The sequence below is a fragment of the Mesorhizobium sp. ES1-3 genome (assembly GCF_020164795.1).
Taxonomy (GTDB): domain Bacteria; phylum Pseudomonadota; class Alphaproteobacteria; order Rhizobiales; family Rhizobiaceae; genus Mesorhizobium.
In genome coordinates this window covers 65,157-84,156 of sequence record NZ_JAIUGW010000023.1, presented here as the reverse complement: position 1 = coordinate 84,156, position 19,000 = coordinate 65,157, and the positions used below count along the sequence as shown (strand labels likewise).

Below are 19,000 nucleotides of genomic sequence, written 5' to 3'. Positions count from 1 at the left end.
CGACGGCGTCAAAGCTTCCAGCCCGAATGCAGGGCCGCTATGCCGCCTGAATAGTTGCGGAAGGAGACGCGGTCGAAGCCGGCGCGGGAAATCATCGCCGCGAAGTTTTGCTGATTGGGGAATTTCGCGATCGATTCGACCAGATAGGAATAGGGCTCGCCGTCGCCCGTGACCAACTTGCCGATCCTGGGAATGGCATTGAACGACCAGGCTTCGTAGACCTTGTCGAGCAACGGCATCTCGACCTCGGAAAACTCCAGGCACAGGAAGCGGCCGCCGGGTTTCAGCACGCGGAACGCCTCGCCCAGGGCCACGTCGATATGCGGGACGTTGCGAATGCCGAACGCGATGGTGTAGGCGTCGAAGCTGGCGTCAGCGAAGGGCAGTTCCTCGGCGTTGGCCTCGACGAAATCGGTGTTGCCGGACAGGCCCTTCTTTTCAGCCCGGTCGCGGCCGACGGCGAGCATCGAGCCGTTGATGTCGAGCACGGTGGCATGGGCATGGCCATGGCTGGCAGCGACGATGCGGAAGGCGATGTCGCCGGTGCCACCGGCAACATCGAGCACACGCCAGCCTGCCCGCTCTGGCGGATTGAGCCAGGCGACCATGGCATCCTTCCACAGCCGGTGCAGGCCGCCAGACATCAGGTCGTTCATCAGGTCGTAGCGATTGGCGACCTTGTGGAAAACATCGTTGACCAGGGACTGCTTCTCGCCTTCCCCTACACGCTTGAAACCATAGGAGGTTTCCATGCCGCCGGCGGCCGTGGTTCTCTCAACTGACATTTTTTTGATCCGTCATAAAACCGGCGGGACCATAGCCGATCGATGGTGCGGGCGCTATTGTTTAAGGCGCGGTGTTCAGCCGCGCTTCCAGGTGGCGGGTTTTCGAGACCTGGACTGACCGACGGGATGTTTGAATGCCTCTGAAAGCGGAACTGCACTGCCACATCGAAGGGGCAGCGGCGCCCGATCTCGTCATCCGCCAGGCGCAGAAATACGGCAAGGATACCTCGCCCTACATCCAGAACGGGTCCTTCGTCTGGGACGATTTCACCTCCTTTCTCGCGGCTTACGACTTTTCCGCCGACCTGTTCCGGACCGAGGAGGATTATGCGCGGCTGGCCGACCATTATCTGACCAGCCTGGCGCGCGACGGGGCAATCTACTCCGAGGTGTTCACCTCGCCGGACCACGCGACGAAAGCCGGGCTGTCACCCAAGGCCTACACCGACGCGCTCGGCGAAGGCATGCTCCGAGCCAAGGCCAAGACCGGCATCGAGGGGCGCATGATCGTCACTGGCGTGCGCCATCTCGGCGTCGAATCGATCGAACGGGCGGCACGCTTCGCGGTACGTTGCGGGCACCCACTGGTCACCGGTTTCGGCGTCGCCGGCGACGAGCGCATAGGCGACATGGAAGACTATGTCAGGGCTTTCGAGATCGCGCGCGAGGCCGGGCTCGGCATCACCGTCCATGCCGGCGAACTGACGGGCTGGCAGACTGTCCAGGCGGCACTCGACCATATCCGCCCGTCGCGCATCGGCCATGGCGTGCGTGCCATCGAGAATCCCGACCTTGTCCGGCGCATCGCCGACGAGGGCGTCGTGCTGGAGTGCTGCCCCGGTTCCAACATCGCGCTCAAGGTGTTCGACAGTTTCGCCGATCATCCGTTTCCGGCCCTGCAGGCGGCCGGCTGCAAGGTGACACTCAACTCCGACGACCCGCCTTATTTCTGGACCTCGCTGAAGCGCGAATACGACATTGCGGCGGAGCATTTCGCGATGAACGAGAAAGCGCTCGCCGCCGTCACCAGAACCGCCATCGAGGCCGCTTTCGTCGACAAGAAGACCAAGACAGCGCTTCTCGCCCGGCTGAACAGCGCCACTCGCTGATTCTTCCGACAAAGCTGTGGTCCGTGCGGCCCAAGCGGTTCCTTGGCCGGCCCAATGTCGCTAGGGTTCGCCCAAGCAGCTTGAAGCGCGGCACGTCCGAAGGGATCCAGGCGCGGTTTCGGGCGACATGCATCAGGAGAACATCATGAAGGGCGTCACCGTCGTCGACCATCCACTTGTCCAGCACAAGCTGACCATCATGCGCAAGAAGGAGACCTCGACGGCCGGTTTCCGGCGCTTGCTGCGCGAGATTTCGCTGCTGCTCGGCTATGAGGTGACCCGCAATCTCGAGCTGACGACGACAACGATCGAAACGCCTATGGAGACGATGGAAGCTCCGACGCTGGAGGGCAAGAAGCTGGTCTTCGCCTCGGTGCTGCGCGCCGGCAACGGCTTGCTCGAAGGCTTGCTCGACCTGGTGCCGGCGGCCCGCGTGGCCCATGTCGGCCTCTACCGCGATCACGAGACGCTGGAGGCTGTCGAGTATTTCTTCAAGGCGCCGAGCGACCTCGCCGACCGGCTGGTCATCGTCGTGGACCCGATGCTGGCGACCGCCAATTCGGCGATCGCGGCGATCGACAAGTTGAAAGAGCGCGGCGCCACCAATATCCGCTTCCTGTGCCTGCTGGCGGCGCCCGAAGGTATCGAGCGCTTCACCAAGGCGCATCCGGATGTTCCGGTCTTCACCGCGTCCATCGACCGCCAGCTCAATGAGAAGGGCTACATCATGCCCGGCCTTGGCGACGCCGGCGATCGCATGTACGGGACGAAGTAACATCAGGCAAAATGCTGGTGTGATTTACCAAATGTTTACGCAAAGACGCGGTTTCGACGCGCATTAAAGCGGCGAACACCATACGGGGCTAAAAAGGATCGGCCATCACAAAGGCCGATCCATGCTGCGCAAGCTTCTTATCCTCAGCGTCTTTGCCGGTGCGTCGGCATCGATCCCGGTTGTCTACCAGTCGAATCCGCGAATATTCGAAAACCTGCTGAAATCGGCGGTGACAACCAAGCCTGGGGCCGAGACGCAACCCGAGGTCAGCCTGGCGTCCGTTCCCGACAAGCCGGTGGCGCCGCTGCCGACCGGCCGCAAGGTCGTGGTCGCGGCGGACGGGCGTGGACACTTCTCGTCCACCTTCAAGCTCAACGGCCGTCAGATCGACGGCATGATCGACACCGGCGCGACGCTGGTGGCGGTCAATACGTCGACGGCGCGCCGGATCGGGCTGTCGCTCAATCCCGCCGATTTCAGCCACGAGGTCAACACCGCCAACGGCACCATCAAGGCAGCCGTGGTGATGATCGACCGCCTGCAGATCGGCAGCATCAGCGTCGACAGTGTGCAGGCGATCGTGCTCGACGACAAGGCACTGCGCACCAACCTGATCGGCATGAGCTTCCTCAGTCGGCTCGGCAAATACCAGGCCGAGAACGGCACATTGCTATTGGTTCAGTAGTGTCCACTCAGCCGCGCGGCAGAATCCGCCGGATGACAGACTTGTCGGCGGCCGGCTTCGAAGCACCGATCGCATAGGCTGAAAGCACGGTCGCGGCGGCCGCCTCGGCATCGGATTGTGAGCGGGCGTGGATCAGCGCCAGCGCATCTCCGGCGTTTACTTCCGCGCCTATGGGCAGCAACCTGGTGATGCCGACCGCGGGGTCGACCTTGTCGTCGGGCCGTGCGCGCCCGCCGCCCAGCCCGACCACCGCGAGGCCGATGTCGCGGGTGGCTATGCCGGTAACGAAGCCGTCCGTCGTCGCCTTGATCGCGAATTCCGTTGCCGCCTCGGGCAGGTATTTTTCCGGCTTTTCGATGAAATCCGCGGGGCCGCCAAGCACTGTCACCATGCGCGCGAATGTGGCGGCGGCGCGGCCGCTGGCGAGCGTCTCGGTGGCGCGGCGCATGCCGTCCTGGTTGGACGATACCAGCCCCGCCGACTGCAGCATTTCGGCGGCAAGCGCCAGCGTCACGTCCTCCAGCCGCCGGTCGCGCAAGCGGCCGGTCAGGAAATCGACGGCATTGCGCACCTCGACCGCATTGCCGGCGGCCGAGGCCAGCGGTTCGTTCATGCCGGTGATCAGCGCCGAGACCTTCAGTCCGGCGCCGCCGGCGACCTCGACCAGGCTGTTGGCGAGCGCGGTCGCATCACGGGATTTCTCCATGAAGGCGCCATTGCCGACCTTGACGTCGAGCACCAGCGATTGCAGGCCTGACGCGAGCTTCTTCGACAGGATCGATGCGGTGATCAGCGGCACCGATTCCACGGTTCCGGTGACGTCGCGGATGGCGTAGAGCCGGCGATCGGCAGGTGCCAGATCGGCGGTCTGGCCGATGATGGCGCAGCCTGTTTCCAGCACCGCCTTGCGGAACAGCGCGATGTCGGGCTGGCTGGTGTAGCCGGGAATGGAGTCCATCTTGTCCAGCGTGCCGCCGGTATGGCCGAGACCTCGGCCCGAGATCATCGGCACATAGGCACCGCAGGCGGCGACGATCGGCGCCAGCATCAGCGAGACATTGTCGCCGACACCGCCCGTCGAATGCTTGTCTGTGACGGGGCCCGGCAAATCCGACCAGTCGAGCACGTCGCCGGAATCGCGCATGGCAAGCGTCATCGCCACGGCCTCGTCGCGGTTCATGCCGTTGAAGAACACCGCCATGGCGAAGGCCGCGACCTGGCCGTCGGTTACGGCGCCCGACGTCACGCCGTCGATGAAGGCGGCGATCTCATGAGGCGCCAGCCTGTGGCCGTCTCGCTTGTGGCGGATGATTTCCTGTGGAAGCATCAGCTCTCCAGAAGCCCGTCACGAAACACGCGCTGCAGCACCGTTGCCAGCCGCGATCCGCCAACCGGCGCCATGTCCTTGGTTTCCTGGTGCGAAAGCTCGGCTCCGGTCATGCCGGCGGCCAGGTTGGTGATGACCGAGCAGGCGGCGACGCGCAGGCCGAGGAAACGGGCGAGAATGACTTCCGGCACGGTCGACATGCCGACGGCGTTGGCGCCCATGACGCGCGCCATGCGGATTTCGGCCGGCGTCTCGAAGCAGGGACCCGAGAACCACATATAGACGCCCTTGTGCAGCGCTGTGCCGGTCGCCTTCGCCGCGCGTTCGATCGCGTCGCGGATGCCGGCATCATAAGCTTCGGTCAGGCCGACGAAACGGCGGTCGCTCGGCTCGCCGATCAGCGGATTGGTGCCGGAGAAGTTGATGTGGTCGGTGAGCAGCATCACCGAGCCCGGCGGCATATCCGGATCGACCGAGCCGGCTGCGTTGGTGAGGATCAGTTTCGTGATGCCGATGCCGGCAAGCACTTCGAGCACCGGACGCATCGCCGCGGCGTTACCATGCTCGTAGTAGTGGGCGCGGCCGGACAGCATCAGCACCGGAACGCCGGCAAACAGCCCGGCCACCACTTCGCCGGCATGGCCGCTGACGCCGCTCATGGGAAAGCCGGGCAGGTCGGCATAGGAGACGCGGATCGGATTCTCGATCCGGTCGACTAGGCCTCCCAAGCCCGAACCCAGCACCAGCGCGGTCGACGGCGCTAGGCCGTCCAGCCTTTCGATAAGATGGTCCAGCGCCTTTTCCGTCATCTCGGCCTACGCTTCATTTGAGCCAGCTTCTCATTTGAGCCAGCTTTTCATTTGAGAAGGTCACCGCGAAAACCATAGGGCAGCATGTCGCCCATGGTCACGGTCTCGGCGACGCCCGAGGCGTCGCAGAGATAGAGTTTGGTTTCCGGACGGCAGAATTCGGCCAGCCGCTGGCGGCAGCCACCACAAGGCGAGCATTTGGCCATGCGTTCGGCAAGGACGGCGATTTCCACGATCTTGCCGCCGCCAGCCATGATGTAGTGGCCAAGCGCGGTGGTCTCGGCGCACCAGCCTTCCGGATAAGAGGCGACCTCGATGTTGGCGCCGGTGAAGATGCGTCCATCCTCGGTGCGCAAAGCGGCACCCACCGGGAAATTCGAGTAGGGCGCATAGGCCTTGGCCATGGCGGCCTTGGCCGCTTCGAACAGATCATGCGACATTCAGTTATTCTCTCCGATGTGCTCTCGACCCTTAGCGTTCCTTGACATAAGGCACGCCGCCGGCGCGCGGCGGGATGGCCTTGCCGATGAAGCCAGCGAGCAGGACGACGGTGAGGATATAGGGCAGGGCCTGCATGAACTGCACCGACACCTTGCCGACAATGGGCAGCGGTGTCCCCTGCAGGCGGATCGACGCCGCGTCGAGGAAGCCGAACAGCAGGCAGGCGAACATGGCGTTGACCGGCTTCCACTTGGCGAAGATCAGCGCGGCCAGCGCGATGTAGCCCTTGCCCGCCGTCATGTCCTTCACGAAGCCACCATTCTGCACCATCGACAGATAGGCGCCGGCGACGCCGGTGAGGATGCCGGTGCAGATCAGCGCGCGGTAGCGCAGCCAGGCGACCGAGATGCCGGCGGTGTCGACCGCGGCCGGGTTTTCGCCGACCGCGCGCAGCCTGAGACCGAAGCGCGTGCGAAACAGCACCCACCAGGTGAACGGCACCATCGCAAAGGCGAAATAGACGAGGATCGAATGGCCGGAGATCAATTCGGCATAGATCGGGCCGATGATCGGCACGTCCCTGGCCGCGTCGGCGCCAGGCCAGATGATCGCCTCGAACCGCTCGCCCGGTTGCAGCGCCGGCGTGCGGCCACCCTGCTGGAACCAGGCCTGGCCGAGGATGATGGTCGATCCGGCGGCGACGAAGTTGATCGCCACGCCCGAAACGATCTGGTTGCCGCGATGGGTGATCGAGGCAAAGCCGTGCACCAACGCGAAGGCGACAGAGATCAGGATCGCCATACCGAGGCCGAGAAGCGCCGAATGGAAAACGGATGCCGCGGCGGCACCCGCGAAGGCGCCGACCAGCATCTTGCCTTCGAGGCCGATGTCGAAAATGCCGGCCCGCTCCGAATAGAGGCCGGCGAGGCAGGCAAGCAGCAGCGGCACCGACAGGCGGATGGTCGAGTCCAGCACCTGGATGATTGCGTTGAAGATATCCATCTCAAGCGCCCTTTCCGTTGACCGCTTGCATGCCCACCGATTTCGGGCTGAACGAAGCGAACAGAGCCTGGATATAGGGCCTGAACATGTGCTCCAGCGCGCCGGCGAAGAGGATGACCAACCCTTGAATGATGACGATCATGTCGCGGCTGATCGCCGGCATCTCGAAGGCGAGTTCGGCGCCGCCCTGGTAGAGCATGCCGAACAGGATTGCCGCCAGCACGATCCCGACCGGATGCAGGCGGCCCATCAGCGCCACCGCGATGCCGACGAAACCGGCGCCCGAAACGAAGTCGATCGCGACGTTGTGCTGGTCGCCCATCACCGGATTGAGCGCCATCATGCCGGCCAGCGCGCCCGAAATCATCATGGCGGTGATGATGATGCGGGTTTCCGAAATGCCGGCATAGCGGGCCGCCTTCGGGCTGTGGCCATAGGTGCGCATCTCGTAGCCGAGCCTTGTGCGCCAGATCAGCAGCCAGACCAGGAAGGCCATCACCAGCGCCAGCAGGAAGCAGATGTTGAGCGGGGCCGAGCGGATCTTGGCCCCGAACAGTTCGATGATCCAGTTGAGCTTCGGCAGTTCGGCGCCGGCGAGGAAGTTGCGCGTCTGCGGCGCCTGCGACCCGGCCGGCTTCAGCGGACCGACCAGCAGGTAGACCATGATCGATGCGGCGATGAAGTTGAACATGATCGTCGTGATGACGATGTGCGAGCCGCGCCTGGCCTGGAGGTAGGCGGGAATTAACGCCCACAACGCGCCCACAAGCGCCGAGGCGACGATGGCCAGCGGAAATGTCAGCCACCAGGGCAGCGTGCTGTCGAAGGAAAGACAGACGATGGCGATGCCGAGGCCGGCGATGTAGGCTTGCCCCTCCGTGCCGATGTTGAACAGGCCGCAATGCGCCGCCACCGCCACCGAAAGCCCGGTGAATATGAAGGTCGTGGCATAGAATAGGGTGAAGGCGATGCCTGTTCCCTTGCCGAAGGCGCCTTCGACCAGGATGACGGCGGCGCGGAACGGGTTTTCGCCGACCAGCATGACGACGAAGCCGGCGACGATGAAGGCGACCGACAGGTTGATCAGCGGGATCAGCCCGTAGTCGGCCCAGGCCGGCAATTTGGCGTAAGGCGTGCTCATTGTGCTGCCTCCTGATGCTCGACACCGGCCATCAGCAGGCCAAGCTCGCCTTCGGTCGCGTCGGGGCCGCGCTCGCCGACGATGCGGCCGGCAAACATCACCAGGATGCGGTCGGAGAGCGAGCGGATCTCGTCGAGCTCGACCGAGACCACCAGCACCGCCTTGCCCTGGTCGCGCATGGCGATCAGGCGCTTGTGGATGAATTCGATGGCGCCGACATCGACGCCGCGCGTCGGCTGGCCGACGATGAGCACGCCGGGATCCTGTTCGATTTCGCGCGCGAGCACGATCTTCTGCTGGTTGCCGCCGGAAAAATTGGCGGTCTTCAGGCGCGGATTGCCGGGACGGATGTCGTATTTCTCGATCTTGTCCTTGGCATCGGCCATGATGGCGTCGACGTTGAGGAACGGCCCTTTGAGATAGCGGGGATCGTCGTGGTAACCGAGGATGGAATTCTCGTTTTCCTCGAAGGCCAGCACCAGCCCGACATGGTGGCGATCTTCCGGCACATGGGCGAGGCCGCGGTCGCGCAATTCGCCGGGATCGGCCTTGCCGGTGAGATCGATCGGCTTGCCCTCGAGCATCACGGAACCGGAAACGGCATGCCTGATGCCGGAAATCGCCTCGAGCAATTCGGATTGCCCGTTGCCGGCGACGCCGGCGATGCCGACGATCTCGCCGGCGCGCAAATCGAAGGAGACGTCGTCGACCATGGTGACGCCGCGGGAATCCCTGACCGTCAGGTTCTTGACCGCGAGTTTGACGGCGCCGGCTTCGGCCTCGGCCTTTTCGACCCTCAGCAGCACACGGCGCCCGACCATCAGTTCCGCCAGTTCCTCGACGGTGGTTTTCCTGGTCTCCCGGGTTGCCACCATCGTGCCCTGACGCATCACCGACACGGTGTCCGTGATGGCCATGATCTCGCGCAGCTTATGGGTGATCAGCACCACCGTCTTTCCCTGTTCCTTCAACTGCCTGAGGATGCGGAACAGGTGGTCGGCCTCGGCCGGCGTCAGAACGCCCGTCGGCTCGTCGAGGATCAGGATTTCGGCGCCGCGATAGAGCGCCTTAAGGATTTCGACGCGCTGCTGCAGGCCGACCGGCAGTTCCTCGATGATCGCATCGGGATCGACTTCCAGCCCGTATTCGCGTTCCAGCCGGTCAAGCTCGGAGCGCGCCTTGGCGATGCTGCTCTTCAGAAGCGCGTCGGTTTCGGCGCCGAGGATGATGTTCTCCAGCACCGAGAAATTGTCGACCAGCATGAAATGCTGGTGCACCATGCCGATGCCGAGCGCGATCGCGTCGTTGGGTGTCTTGATCGACGCCGGTTGGCCGCCGACACGGATCTCGCCGCTGTCGGCCTGGTAGAAACCGTAGAGGATCGACATCAGCGTCGACTTGCCGGCGCCATTCTCGCCGACGATGCCGTGGATGGTGCCGCGCGCGATCTCCAGATTGATGTCGCGGTTGGCGCGCACCGCGCCGAAACTCTTGTTGATGCCGATCAGTTCGATTGCGGCTTGCGCCATGCAGCCCGTCCCACTCTTAATTTTTTATCGCTTGGTCAAGACGCCTAGCATGACGCTCCGCCCGTGCCAATTGTCCGGAGCAGCGTCCACTCTCGACAAATCCGCGCGCGCTTGTCAATTTCGAACGTGGCCGAAGCTCTCGCCTTCGCTAATATGCCGAGGTCGATTTGACGTTGCGGCGCAAGGTGTCGCGGTACAAAACTGAGGACTTTGCATGATCATGCCCGCCGACCGGTTGACGACGTTGGAAATCCGCGCCGCCGAGCAGGAGAAGACCATCGAGGAGCTGTCGGGCCAGATCGCCGACCAGTGGAAGGTGATCGAACGCATGCAGCGAAAGCTCGACGCACTGACCGACCGCTTCCTGGCGCTTGAAGAGCAGGCGGCACCGGATGTGCCGGTGACCAAACCGCCACACTGGTAAGCAGAAGGGGAGGGGCCTGGCCATGGCCGGTGAACGCGACCGCATCGCAAGGGCCGGCGACTATGTGCTGGGCCTGATGAACGATGCCGAGCGCGAGCGGGCCGAGCGCGATCTCGAAATCGATCCTGCCTTCCGCGACGCGGTGGTGCAGCTCGCCGAACGCATGCATGTTTTCGACCGCGCCGAAAAACCAGCGGGCGCCAATCATTGGGCGCTGGTTACGCAACGCCTCGCCGAATTGCCGCAAATGCGCAGCGTCGGCCTGGGCGGCAACGATGCCAGGTCACCGACGGTGATCCGAAGCCTGTCCCGGCCACCACATGGCGTTGGCGTGCACGCGCTTGGCGGCCGGCGTGGACTTGTCATTGCCATCGGGCTGATGGCGGTCTTCGCGCTCGGCTATCTCCTTGGGAAACTGTGATCCAGCCGGCGCGACATCAGCATCATCGTTTCGCCGTCCTGCTCGCATACTTCGACCGCGTCCCAGCCGAGTGCCGCGTAGAACTCGCGCGCTTGCCATGTGTAGAGGTAGAGTATCTCGACGCCGGCTGACGCCGCATGCGCTTCGATCGCCTTGACCAGCGCGGTGCCGGTTCCCTTGCCTCGATGGCCGGCATCGACGACGAGCCCGGCGAGCCATGGTGTCACATCATGCGCCGGTTCCAGTTCATGGCGCACCAGCAGGCAGGTGCCGACTGGCACATCGTTGACACGGGCAACCAGAGCAGTTTCAAAGCCGTCGCCGGTCAGCAGATTGCGGAGCCCTGCCGCATCCTCTTCCAGCGTCCTTTCCGAGCCCTCGAAGAAGGCGGCAATCCGCAGTCTCGCCACGACGTCGACGTCATGCTCGCGCATGGGTTCGATCGTTGGCAGCATTCCTCTCTCCTATGTCATTTGCGAGCTTCGTCCGATCCAGCAAAGCAAAACCGCCGGGCGTTGCCCGGCGGTTCCAGTCATTGCCGTTTGGTGCTGCCGATCAATAGGGGCAGGCGTTGTCGGCGGTGTAGTCGTGCACCTGGATCTTGCCGGCGATGATGTCGGCCTTGGCCTTTTCGACGGCCGCCTTCATTTCGTCGGTCACCAGCGCCTTGTTGTTGTCGTCCATGGCGTAGTCGACGCCGCCTTCCTTGAGGCCGAGATTCTCGACGCCGCCCTTGAAGGTGCCGTTCTTGCCATCCATGAAGGCGGTGTAGACGGCAACGTCGACGCGCTTCAGCATCGAGGTCAGCACCTTGCCGGGCTGCAGCCCGTTCTGGTTGGAATCGACGCCGATGCCGAGCTTGCCGGCATCCGCCGCCGCCTGCAACACCCCAACGCCGGTGCCGCCGGCGGCCGCGTAGACCACGTCGGAGCCTTGGTCGATCTGGGTCTTGGCGATTTCGCCGCCCTTGGCCGGATCATTCCAGGCCGCCGGCGTGTCGCCGGTCATGTTCTGGATGACTTCGGTCGCGCCGGCCGACTTGGCGCCGCCGACATAGCCGCATTCGAACTTGCGGATCAGCGGGATGTCCATGCCGCCGACGAAGGAAACCTTCTTCGACTTCGATGCCATCGCCGCCATGATGCCGACGAGATAGGAGCCTTCATTCTCCTTGAATACCAGCGAGCGGACGTTGGGCAGGTCGACGGCATCGTCGATGATCGCGAAGTTGAGGTCCGGATATTCGGCCGCGATCTTCTTCAGCGCATCCTCCCAGGCAAAGCCGGCCATGACGATCGGGTTGTGGCCGTCCTCGGCGAAGCGGCGCAGCGCCTGCTCGCGCTGCGAGGCGTTCGACACTTCGAACTCGACATAGGGGGTGCCGGTCTCGGTCTTGAACTTCTCGGCGCCGTGGTAGGCAGCCTCGTTGAAGGATTTGTCGAACTTGCCGCCCAGATCATAGAGGATGGCCGGCTGGACATCCGCGGCGAAAGCCGGAAGAACCATTGCGGTTGCGGCCAGGAGGCCGAGAACGATACGTTTCATGTGATCCACACCCTGTCGGTTATTTTTTCCGTTACGCACCGCCTGCCTGCCCGGTTCTCCGGCCGGCAAACGACGTCAGCCAGGAGTGTATTCCCCTCCCGCTCCCGGGCAATCTGGCACGGCCCGAAACAAAATTCACGCGGAATTTTGACCTTTTGGAAAAGCGTGCCACGGGCAAGCCACGCCGCGATCCGATCCTTGCGCGCAAGCCGTCGGGAGGCGGCGGGAATGGCGCCGGCGGTGGGTCAGTTCGCGGCGAACTGTCCCGTGCGCCGCTGCCGCCGGTAGCCGATGGCGTAAAGCAGGAAGGCCAGCACCGCGAAGACGGCAAAGCCCGGCTGGTTGAGCACCCAGGCGATGGCGCCATCCCACAGCAGCGGACTGGCCTTGGCGCGCACGAAGCTTTCGAAGGCGGCCCGCGTGTCCGGCGAGACGGCCAGCCAGCTCGCGTTAAGTGGGGTCAGCACAAGGGCCGAAGCCGCCACCGTGCGCGTCGTGTCGAGCACCGCCATGATGACGGAAACCGACAGCGCGACCATGGCCGCAAGACGAAAGACGAAGCGAAACATCAAGGCTCTCCCCGGTTCATGGTGGACGCTAACCAGGAGACCTCCGGCACATGTCCCGAAACCAGAAATAGAATGCGTGCGGTTTGTCCGCAATCGCGATACGCGAATTTGAAGGTGGCGCCTTCTGAACCCTATGCGACTGGCTTGCGCCCGCGGCGGTGAACGAGCAAGATGGCAAGAATGCCCCCGGCAATGGCGCCGACCACCAGCCCGGCCAGTCCGATGAAGGCCGCAAAGTAGCCGCAGCCGCCCTCGAAGCAACTGACCTCGGCGACATCGGCGATCACCGAGCCAGCCAGGAAGCCGCCAACGGCGCCGATGACCGCGCCCAGGATGATGCCGAGCAAGGCAGCGACGACGGAAACGAAGACCGACGGCGCTTCGGTCGACGGCCTGGAATAGACGCCTTCGGCGCCGGAGCCGCGGCGCAGCAGATAGATGCAGAGCAGGCCGATGGCGATCTCGGCGCCACCGATGAGCAAGCCCCTGGCGGAGAATACGAAATCGGGCACGGCGAGCACATAGGCCTGTCTCGCCAGCACCCAGACGATGGTCGCCACCTGCCAGATGATGAAGTGGCGCGGGAAGCGCGCCGAGCGGCCAAAGGCAAGGCCGAGCAGATAAAGCCCCCACAGGATGGTGATGACGTCGACGGCAAGCCCGCCAATGAGGAAATAGAAGATCCTGTCCGGCAGGCCGGAATTGCCCGTCAGCCACCAGGCCGAGGCCAGGCCGTAGACCGACCACGCCATGACGAAGATGAGCCAGCCCACCGGGACATAAGACAGGTCGCTGCCTGGGCGCCCGACTGGCGGCTGCCCACTGGCCGGTTGTTCATTGCTTGATGTCATGTCCGGACGATGCCCCCGCAAAGCCTCCGTTTCACTCGACAGGTGGCCCGCGGCGAAGTCAAGCGCGGCCGGCCTTGTGGCCTTGGCTGTGCACATCATTCGGGCGGCGACGGCTTGAAAAACGGGTGCGAGCGCGCCCTGGCGGAGCGGTGTGTGGCCGGCAAAGCGAATAGACTGCCGTTATGGCTTGGCATTCGGCGCGGGATCGACTAGATGAGCCCCGCGCCTGTTGCTTCGACGGCTCAGGTGCGGTGGGAAGGTGTTCGCTGGTTGGCGGCACCCACGGCGCTGATATCGCGTACCGGCTCCCTGAAGGGACTGCATTGTCCCCAACCCGCGCGGCGAAACCGGCCATCGCGAAAAATGCAAGGACGGAGAGGTGGCCGAGTGGTTGAAGGCGCACGCCTGGAAAGTGTGTTTACGGGAGACCGTAACGCGGGTTCGAATCCCGCTCTCTCCGCCATAAATCCTCGGAATGCCATTGGATGCGACTGGGTGCAACGGCATCCTATAGCGCGTCACTGCGTCTAGGGTGGCCCGCCGCCCACCCCGAAAACCTTTATAAAATTCCTATTTCTTTCCCATCCGCCCCGTCTCGAACCTTTATGGCGATCGGGTCCATATAACACGCCACAGAAGCTTTGAATGCCGTCGCCATCGAGGCGACGAGCAAGCGCGAACGGTTTTTGGCCTCTTCCATCGTGGCCGAAAGACAAAGTAGAAGCAAGGAAGGCAATCATGGACGTCATTGTTGTCGGGATCGGGGTTTTGTTCTTCGCTCTATCCCTCGTCTACGTCAAAGCCTGCGACAGAATCTGAGCGGAAGGATCGAATCATGCTTTTCGATTACATCCTCGGTGGAGGCGTAACCTTGTTCTTGCTTGCTTACCTCACCTACGCCCTCATTCGTGCAGAACGCTTCTGAAGGCGCGGAAAGCCACAGCCATGACACTGAACGGGTGGATACAGATCGTCCTCTATTGCGGGATCCTCGCTTTGCTGGTGAAGCCGCTTGGCTTCTACATGCACCGCGTCTTCAAAGGCGATCGCACGCCGCTTTCGCCAGTCTTCCGCCCGCTCGAGCGGGGGCTCTACCGCATTTGCGGAACCAGCGAGCGCGAGGAACAGCATTGGACCACCTATGCGGTGGCCCTGCTGCTGTTCAACCTGGCGGGCTTCCTGGTGCTCTATGTCCTGCAGCGTCTGCAAGGCAGCCTGCCCTACAATCCAGCAGGCATGAGCGCGGTCGACCCGGCGCTCGCCTTCAACACCGCCGCCAGCTTCATGACCAACACCAACTGGCAGAACTACGGCGGCGAAAGCACGATGTCCTACCTCGTGCAGATGGCCGGCCTGACGGTCCAGAATTTCGTTTCGGCCGCTACAGGCATCGCCATTGCGATTGCGCTGATCCGCGGATTTGCCCGCGCCTCCGGAAGATCGATCGGCAATTTCTGGGTGGATATGACGCGCGCCACGCTCTATGTGCTTTTGCCGCTCTGCATCGTGCTCACCCTTGTCTATGTCTGGCTCGGCATACCGCAGACGCTCGGGCCTTACGTCGATGCCGTCACGCTCGAGGGCGCCAGGCAGACGATCGCGCTCGGCCCGGTCGCCTCGCAGGTCGCCATCAAGATGCTCGGCACCAATGGCGGCGGGTTCTTCAATGCCAACGCGGCACATCCCTTCGAAAACCCGGATGCCATCTCCAACCTGATCCAGATGCTGTCGATCTTCGCCGTCGGTGCTGCCTTGACCAACGTCTTCGGCCGCATGGTCGGCAACCAGCGTCAGGGTTGGGCAATCCTGGCCGCCATGGGCGTTCTGTTCATCGCCGGCGTCGCCGTCTGCTACTGGGCGGAAGCCGCGGGCAATCCGCTGGTCCATGCGCTCGGCATCGACGGCGGCAACATGGAAGGCAAGGAGACCCGTTTCGGCATCGCGCTTTCGGCTTTGTTCGCGGTCATCACCACGGCGGCCTCCTGCGGCGCGGTCAACGCCATGCATGACTCGTTCACCGCGCTCGGCGGCATGATCCCGCTCATCAACATGCAGCTTGGCGAGGTCATCGTCGGCGGTGTCGGCGCGGGTTTCTACGGCATGCTGATGTTCATCCTGATCGCCGTCTTCGTCGCCGGCCTGATGGTCGGCCGCACGCCTGAATATCTCGGCAAGAAGATCGAGGCCAAGGAGGTCAAGATGGCGATGCTGGCCATCCTGTGCCTGCCGCTGGCGATGCTGGTCTTCACGGCCATCGCGGTGGTGCTGCCGAGCGCGGTGGCCTCGATCGCCAATGGCGGGCCGCACGGCTTCTCCGAAATCCTCTATGCCTACACCTCGGCGGCGGCCAACAACGGGTCCGCCTTCGGCGGCCTCGGCGGCAACACGCCCTGGTACAACATCACGCTCGGCATCGGCATGCTGATGGGCCGTTTCCTGGTCATCATCCCGGCGCTCGCCATCGCCGGCGCGCTGGCGGCGAAGAAGACCGTGCCCGCCTCGGCAGGCACCTTCCCGACCGACGGCCCGCTGTTCGTCGGGCTGCTGGTCGGCGTCATCGTCATCGTCGGAGGCCTGACCTTCTTCCCGGCGCTCGCCGTCGGGCCTGTCGTCGAGCACCTGGCGATGATCCATGGACAGACATTCTGAGGCGGACATGTCCTGGTTCAGCAACAAGCGCCGCAATGTCAGGCATCCGGCCGATCCGGGGAAGGAGGGAATGCCGCCCACTTTCCCGACCCTGTCGACATTTCTTGGGCTTGCCGCCGCCATGATCGCGCTCTGGCTGCTGGCCTACGGGCTTCCTCATCTTTTTCCGGCATCCGACCAATCGGTGCCGCACATCAACATTGAAGCCGGAGCTTCAAAATGAGCCACTCAAAATCGGCCAGCATCATGGATGCCGGCATCCTGTGGCCCGCCATCGGCAGTGCCTTCCGCAAACTCGATCCGCGCACGCTGGCCCGCAACCCGGTGATGTTCGTCGTCGCCGTCGTCTCGGCACTGACATCGGTGCTGTTCGTCAAGGACCTCGTCACCGGAGGCGGCGATCCGCGCTTCACGCTGCAGATCATCATCTGGCTGTGGTTCACCGTGCTGTTCGCCAATTTCGCCGAAGCCGTCGCCGAAGGGCGCGGCAAGGCGCAGGCGGATTCGCTGCGCAAGGCGCGCACCGAAACCCAGGCCAAGCTGTTGGCCGGCGAGGATCGGACGAAATTCAGGCTGGTGCCCGGCACCGGTTTGAAGGTCGGCGACATCGTTCTCGTCGAGGCCGGCGACATCATCCCGTCGGACGGCGAGGTGGTGGAAGGCGTCGCCTCGGTCAACGAGGCGGCGATCACGGGCGAGTCCGCGCCGGTCATCCGCGAATCCGGCGGCGACCGCTCGGCGGTCACCGGCGGCACGCAGGTGCTCTCCGACTGGATCCGCGTGCGCATCACCGCCGCCGCCGGCCATACCTTCCTTGACCGCATGATCTCGCTGGTCGAAGGCGCCGAGCGCCAGAAGACGCCGAACGAGATCGCGCTCAACATCCTACTCGTCGGCATGACGCTGATCTTCGTGCTGGCCACCGCCACCATCCCGAACTTCGCCTCCTACTCGGGCGGCTACATTTCGGTGACCGTGCTCGTCGCGCTATTCGTGACGCTCATCCCGACCACGATCGGCGCGCTGCTGTCGGCCATCGGCATCGCCGGCATGGACCGCCTGGTGCGCTTCAACGTGCTGGCCATGTCGGGCCGCGCCGTGGAAGCCGCCGGCGACGTCGACACGCTGCTGCTCGACAAGACCGGCACGATCACGCTCGGCAATCGCCAGGCGACCGAGTTCCGCCCGGTCAAGGGCGTCAGCGAGCAGGAACTGGCCGACGCGGCACAGCTTGCCTCGCTCGCCGACGAGACGCCGGAAGGCCGCTCGATCGTGGTGCTGGCCAAGGAGAAATATGCCATCCGTGCCCGCGACATGGCAACGTTGCACGCCACGTTCGTGCCCTTCACGGCGCAGGCCCGCATGAGCGGCATCGACATGGACGGCTCTTCGGTGCGCAAGGGCGCGGTCGATTCGATCCTGACCTATGTCGGCCAGTCGACATCAGCCACGCATGGCACACGGCCCGGAAGCGATACCGTACGCGACCTGCAGGCGATCGCCGACGAGATCGCCAAATCGGGCGGTACGCCGCTGGCGGTCGAGAGGGACGGGCGGTTGCTCGGCGTCGTCCACCTCAAGGACATCGTCAAGGGCGGTATCCGCGAGCGTTTCGCCGAGCTGCGCAGCATGGGCATCCGCACGGTGATGATCACCGGCGACAATCCGATGACGGCGGCAGCCATCGCGGCGGAAGCCGGCGTCGACGACTTCCTCGCCCAGGCAACGCCCGAGGACAAGCTGAAGCTGATCCGCGACGAGCAGGCCAAGGGCAAGCTGGTGGCCATGTGCGGCGACGGCACCAACGATGCGCCAGCCCTTGCGCAGGCCGATGTCGGCGTCGCCATGAACACCGGCACGGTCGCCGCCCGCGAGGCCGGCAACATGGTCGATCTCGACAGCGATCCGACCAAGCTCATCGAGATCGTCGAGATCGGCAAGGCGTTGTTGATGACGCGCGGTTCGCTGACGACCTTCTCGATCGCCAATGACGTTGCCAAGTACTTCGCCATCATCCCGGCCATGTTCGCCGTCTTCTACGTCGCGCCCGGCCAGACGACCGGCCCGCTGCAGGCGCTCAACATCATGCACCTTGCGACACCGCAGAGCGCCATCCTGTCGGCCATCATCTTCAATGCGCTGATCATCATCGCGCTGATCCCGCTGTCGCTGCGCGGGGTGAAGTACCGGGCGATCGGCGCCGGCGCGCTGCTCAGCCGCAACCTTCTCGTCTACGGCCTCGGCGGCATCGTCGTGCCATTCGTCGGCATCAAGACAATCGACATGGCCGTCACGGCGCTCGGCCTTGCATAAGGATCATTCCGATGCTCAAGCAAATCAGACCCGCGATCATCATGATCGTCTTCTTCACCGTGCTGACCGGTCTCGTCTATCCCTTGGGCATGACCGGCATTGCCCAGCTACTGTTCTCGCGCCAGGCCAATGGCAGGCTGATCGAGAAGGACGGCAAGGTGATCGGTTCCGAACTGATCGGCCAGGCCTTCGCCAGCGACAAGTATTTTCACGGACGACCTTCAGCCGCGGGCAATGGCTATGATGCCGGCGCCTCGGGTGGCTCCAATCTCGGCCCGACCAACCCGAAGCTGATCGAGCGCATCAAGGGCGATGCCGAGAAGCTGACGGCGGAGAACTCGAACCAGCCGGTGCCGATGGACCTTGTGACTACGTCCGGCAGCGGCCTCGATCCGCAAATCAGCCCGCAGGCCGCTTATTTCCAGGTTCCGCGCGTGGCCAAGGCCAGGGGCATCGACGAAGCCAAGCTCAAGGCGCTCGTCGACAGCCAGGTCGAGGACCGGGAACTGGGCGTGCTTGGCGAGCCGGCGGTCAATGTGCTAGCGCTCAACCTGGCGCTGGATGCCGCGAAATAGGTGATGGCCGGCGCCGGGGATCGACATGGTTCCCGGCGCCATTCATGATC

At 63.9% G+C, this 19,000-nt stretch carries 21 protein-coding genes and 1 tRNA gene; 11 read left to right on the top strand and 11 right to left on the bottom strand.

Annotated elements, in window-relative coordinates; all coding sequences use genetic code 11:
• Nucleotides 1-8 precede the first annotated feature (8 nt).
• Nucleotides 9-785, bottom strand: coding sequence for a bifunctional demethylmenaquinone methyltransferase/2-methoxy-6-polyprenyl-1,4-benzoquinol methylase UbiE (ubiE, locus tag LB536_RS24835; protein ID WP_224597230.1), 777 nt, complete (start codon nucleotides 783-785; stop codon nucleotides 9-11).
• Nucleotides 786-919: 134 nt separating this feature from the next.
• On the opposite strand from ubiE, the gene LB536_RS24830 reads away from it, so the two are divergent.
• The 3 genes from LB536_RS24830 (at nucleotide 920) to LB536_RS24820 (ending at nucleotide 3,354) form a co-directional block, all read left to right on the top strand.
• The gene (locus LB536_RS24830; protein ID WP_224597228.1) at nucleotides 920-1,894 is read left to right on the top strand and encodes an adenosine deaminase; all 975 of its coding nucleotides are present in this window, start codon (nucleotides 920-922) and stop codon (nucleotides 1,892-1,894) included.
• A 145-nt stretch (nucleotides 1,895-2,039) separates the two neighbouring features.
• Nucleotides 2,040-2,669 carry a uracil phosphoribosyltransferase gene (upp, locus tag LB536_RS24825; RefSeq protein WP_015315749.1) on the top strand — a complete coding sequence of 210 codons (630 nt, stop codon included), beginning with the start codon at nucleotides 2,040-2,042 and terminating at the stop codon, nucleotides 2,667-2,669.
• Between the two features lie 121 nt (nucleotides 2,670-2,790).
• The gene (locus LB536_RS24820; RefSeq protein WP_140756226.1) at nucleotides 2,791-3,354 is read left to right on the top strand and encodes a TIGR02281 family clan AA aspartic protease; all 564 of its coding nucleotides are present in this window, start codon (nucleotides 2,791-2,793) and stop codon (nucleotides 3,352-3,354) included.
• 7 nt (nucleotides 3,355-3,361) lie between these two features.
• Here LB536_RS24820 and deoA read toward each other — a convergent pair whose 3' ends face one another.
• From deoA to LB536_RS24790, 6 genes are read right to left on the bottom strand one after another with little or no spacing between them, the layout of a single operon-like run.
• Nucleotides 3,362-4,681 carry a thymidine phosphorylase gene (gene deoA / locus LB536_RS24815; RefSeq protein WP_224597226.1) on the bottom strand — a complete coding sequence of 440 codons (1,320 nt, stop codon included), beginning with the start codon at nucleotides 4,679-4,681 and terminating at the stop codon, nucleotides 3,362-3,364.
• Nucleotides 4,681-5,490, bottom strand: a complete 810-nt coding sequence (locus tag LB536_RS24810; RefSeq protein WP_140756222.1) for a purine-nucleoside phosphorylase — start codon at nucleotides 5,488-5,490, stop codon at nucleotides 4,681-4,683. Before LB536_RS24810 ends, deoA begins: the two co-directional genes overlap by 1 nt.
• Before the next feature lie 47 nt (nucleotides 5,491-5,537).
• Complete coding sequence (gene cdd / locus LB536_RS24805) at nucleotides 5,538-5,930, bottom strand: cytidine deaminase (RefSeq protein ID WP_224597224.1); 393 nt, start codon at nucleotides 5,928-5,930, stop codon at nucleotides 5,538-5,540.
• Between the two features lie 31 nt (nucleotides 5,931-5,961).
• Nucleotides 5,962-6,933: an ABC transporter permease gene (locus tag LB536_RS24800; protein ID WP_224597222.1), complete on the bottom strand. Its 972-nt coding sequence runs from the start codon at nucleotides 6,931-6,933 to the stop codon at nucleotides 5,962-5,964.
• A 1-nt stretch (nucleotide 6,934) separates the two neighbouring features.
• Nucleotides 6,935-8,074, bottom strand: coding sequence for an ABC transporter permease (locus LB536_RS24795; protein ID WP_140811524.1), 1,140 nt, complete (start codon nucleotides 8,072-8,074; stop codon nucleotides 6,935-6,937).
• On the bottom strand, nucleotides 8,071-9,603 hold the full coding sequence (locus LB536_RS24790) for an ABC transporter ATP-binding protein (RefSeq protein WP_224597219.1): 1,533 nt from the start codon (nucleotides 9,601-9,603) through the stop codon (nucleotides 8,071-8,073). The genes LB536_RS24795 and LB536_RS24790 overlap by 4 nt, the downstream gene beginning before the upstream one ends.
• Nucleotides 9,604-9,820: 217 nt before the next feature.
• On the opposite strand from LB536_RS24790, the gene LB536_RS24785 reads away from it, so the two are divergent.
• Both LB536_RS24785 and LB536_RS24780 read left to right on the top strand, forming a co-directional pair.
• Nucleotides 9,821-10,027 carry a SlyX family protein gene (locus LB536_RS24785; protein WP_224597269.1) on the top strand — a complete coding sequence of 69 codons (207 nt, stop codon included), beginning with the start codon at nucleotides 9,821-9,823 and terminating at the stop codon, nucleotides 10,025-10,027.
• Between the two features lie 22 nt (nucleotides 10,028-10,049).
• Nucleotides 10,050-10,448 (top strand): hypothetical protein, encoded by a 399-nt coding sequence (locus tag LB536_RS24780; RefSeq protein ID WP_224597216.1) that lies wholly within the window; start codon nucleotides 10,050-10,052, stop codon nucleotides 10,446-10,448.
• On the opposite strand, the gene LB536_RS24775 is transcribed toward LB536_RS24780, so the two are convergent.
• The 4 genes from LB536_RS24775 to LB536_RS24760 form a co-directional block, all read right to left on the bottom strand.
• Nucleotides 10,427-10,903, bottom strand: a complete 477-nt coding sequence (locus LB536_RS24775; protein ID WP_224597213.1) for a GNAT family N-acetyltransferase — start codon at nucleotides 10,901-10,903, stop codon at nucleotides 10,427-10,429. The genes LB536_RS24780 and LB536_RS24775 overlap by 22 nt on opposite strands.
• Before the next feature lie 100 nt (nucleotides 10,904-11,003).
• A complete protein-coding gene (locus LB536_RS24770) occupies nucleotides 11,004-11,993 on the bottom strand; it encodes a BMP family protein (RefSeq protein WP_140756210.1) in 990 nt (329 codons plus the stop codon).
• 245 nt (nucleotides 11,994-12,238) lie between these two features.
• Complete coding sequence (locus tag LB536_RS24765) at nucleotides 12,239-12,562, bottom strand: hypothetical protein (RefSeq protein WP_224597210.1); 324 nt, start codon at nucleotides 12,560-12,562, stop codon at nucleotides 12,239-12,241.
• A gap of 131 nt (nucleotides 12,563-12,693) precedes the next feature.
• Nucleotides 12,694-13,413 carry a DUF2569 domain-containing protein gene (locus LB536_RS24760; protein ID WP_224597207.1) on the bottom strand — a complete coding sequence of 240 codons (720 nt, stop codon included), beginning with the start codon at nucleotides 13,411-13,413 and terminating at the stop codon, nucleotides 12,694-12,696.
• Nucleotides 13,414-13,786: 373 nt separating this feature from the next.
• On the opposite strand from LB536_RS24760, the gene LB536_RS24755 reads away from it, so the two are divergent.
• The 6 genes from LB536_RS24755 to kdpC all read left to right on the top strand — a co-directional run bounded on the left by LB536_RS24755 (nucleotide 13,787) and on the right by kdpC (nucleotide 18,950).
• Nucleotides 13,787-13,876 (top strand) — tRNA-Ser (locus LB536_RS24755).
• Between the two features lie 372 nt (nucleotides 13,877-14,248).
• A complete protein-coding gene (gene kdpF / locus LB536_RS24750) occupies nucleotides 14,249-14,338 on the top strand; it encodes a K(+)-transporting ATPase subunit F (RefSeq protein ID WP_224597204.1) in 90 nt (29 codons plus the stop codon).
• A 20-nt stretch (nucleotides 14,339-14,358) separates the two neighbouring features.
• The gene (kdpA, locus tag LB536_RS24745) at nucleotides 14,359-16,062 is read left to right on the top strand and encodes a potassium-transporting ATPase subunit KdpA (RefSeq protein WP_224597202.1); all 1,704 of its coding nucleotides are present in this window, start codon (nucleotides 14,359-14,361) and stop codon (nucleotides 16,060-16,062) included.
• Entirely contained in the window at nucleotides 16,046-16,285 is a 240-nt protein-coding gene (locus tag LB536_RS24740) for a hypothetical protein (protein WP_224597200.1), read from the top strand. Before kdpA ends, LB536_RS24740 begins: the two co-directional genes overlap by 17 nt.
• Entirely contained in the window at nucleotides 16,282-18,375 is a 2,094-nt protein-coding gene (gene kdpB, locus LB536_RS24735; RefSeq protein WP_224597199.1) for a potassium-transporting ATPase subunit KdpB, read from the top strand. The genes LB536_RS24740 and kdpB overlap by 4 nt, the downstream gene beginning before the upstream one ends.
• Nucleotides 18,376-18,386: 11 nt before the next feature.
• Nucleotides 18,387-18,950, top strand: a complete 564-nt coding sequence (kdpC, locus tag LB536_RS24730) for a potassium-transporting ATPase subunit KdpC (protein ID WP_224597196.1) — start codon at nucleotides 18,387-18,389, stop codon at nucleotides 18,948-18,950.
• Nucleotides 18,951-19,000: the final 50 nt, after the last annotated feature.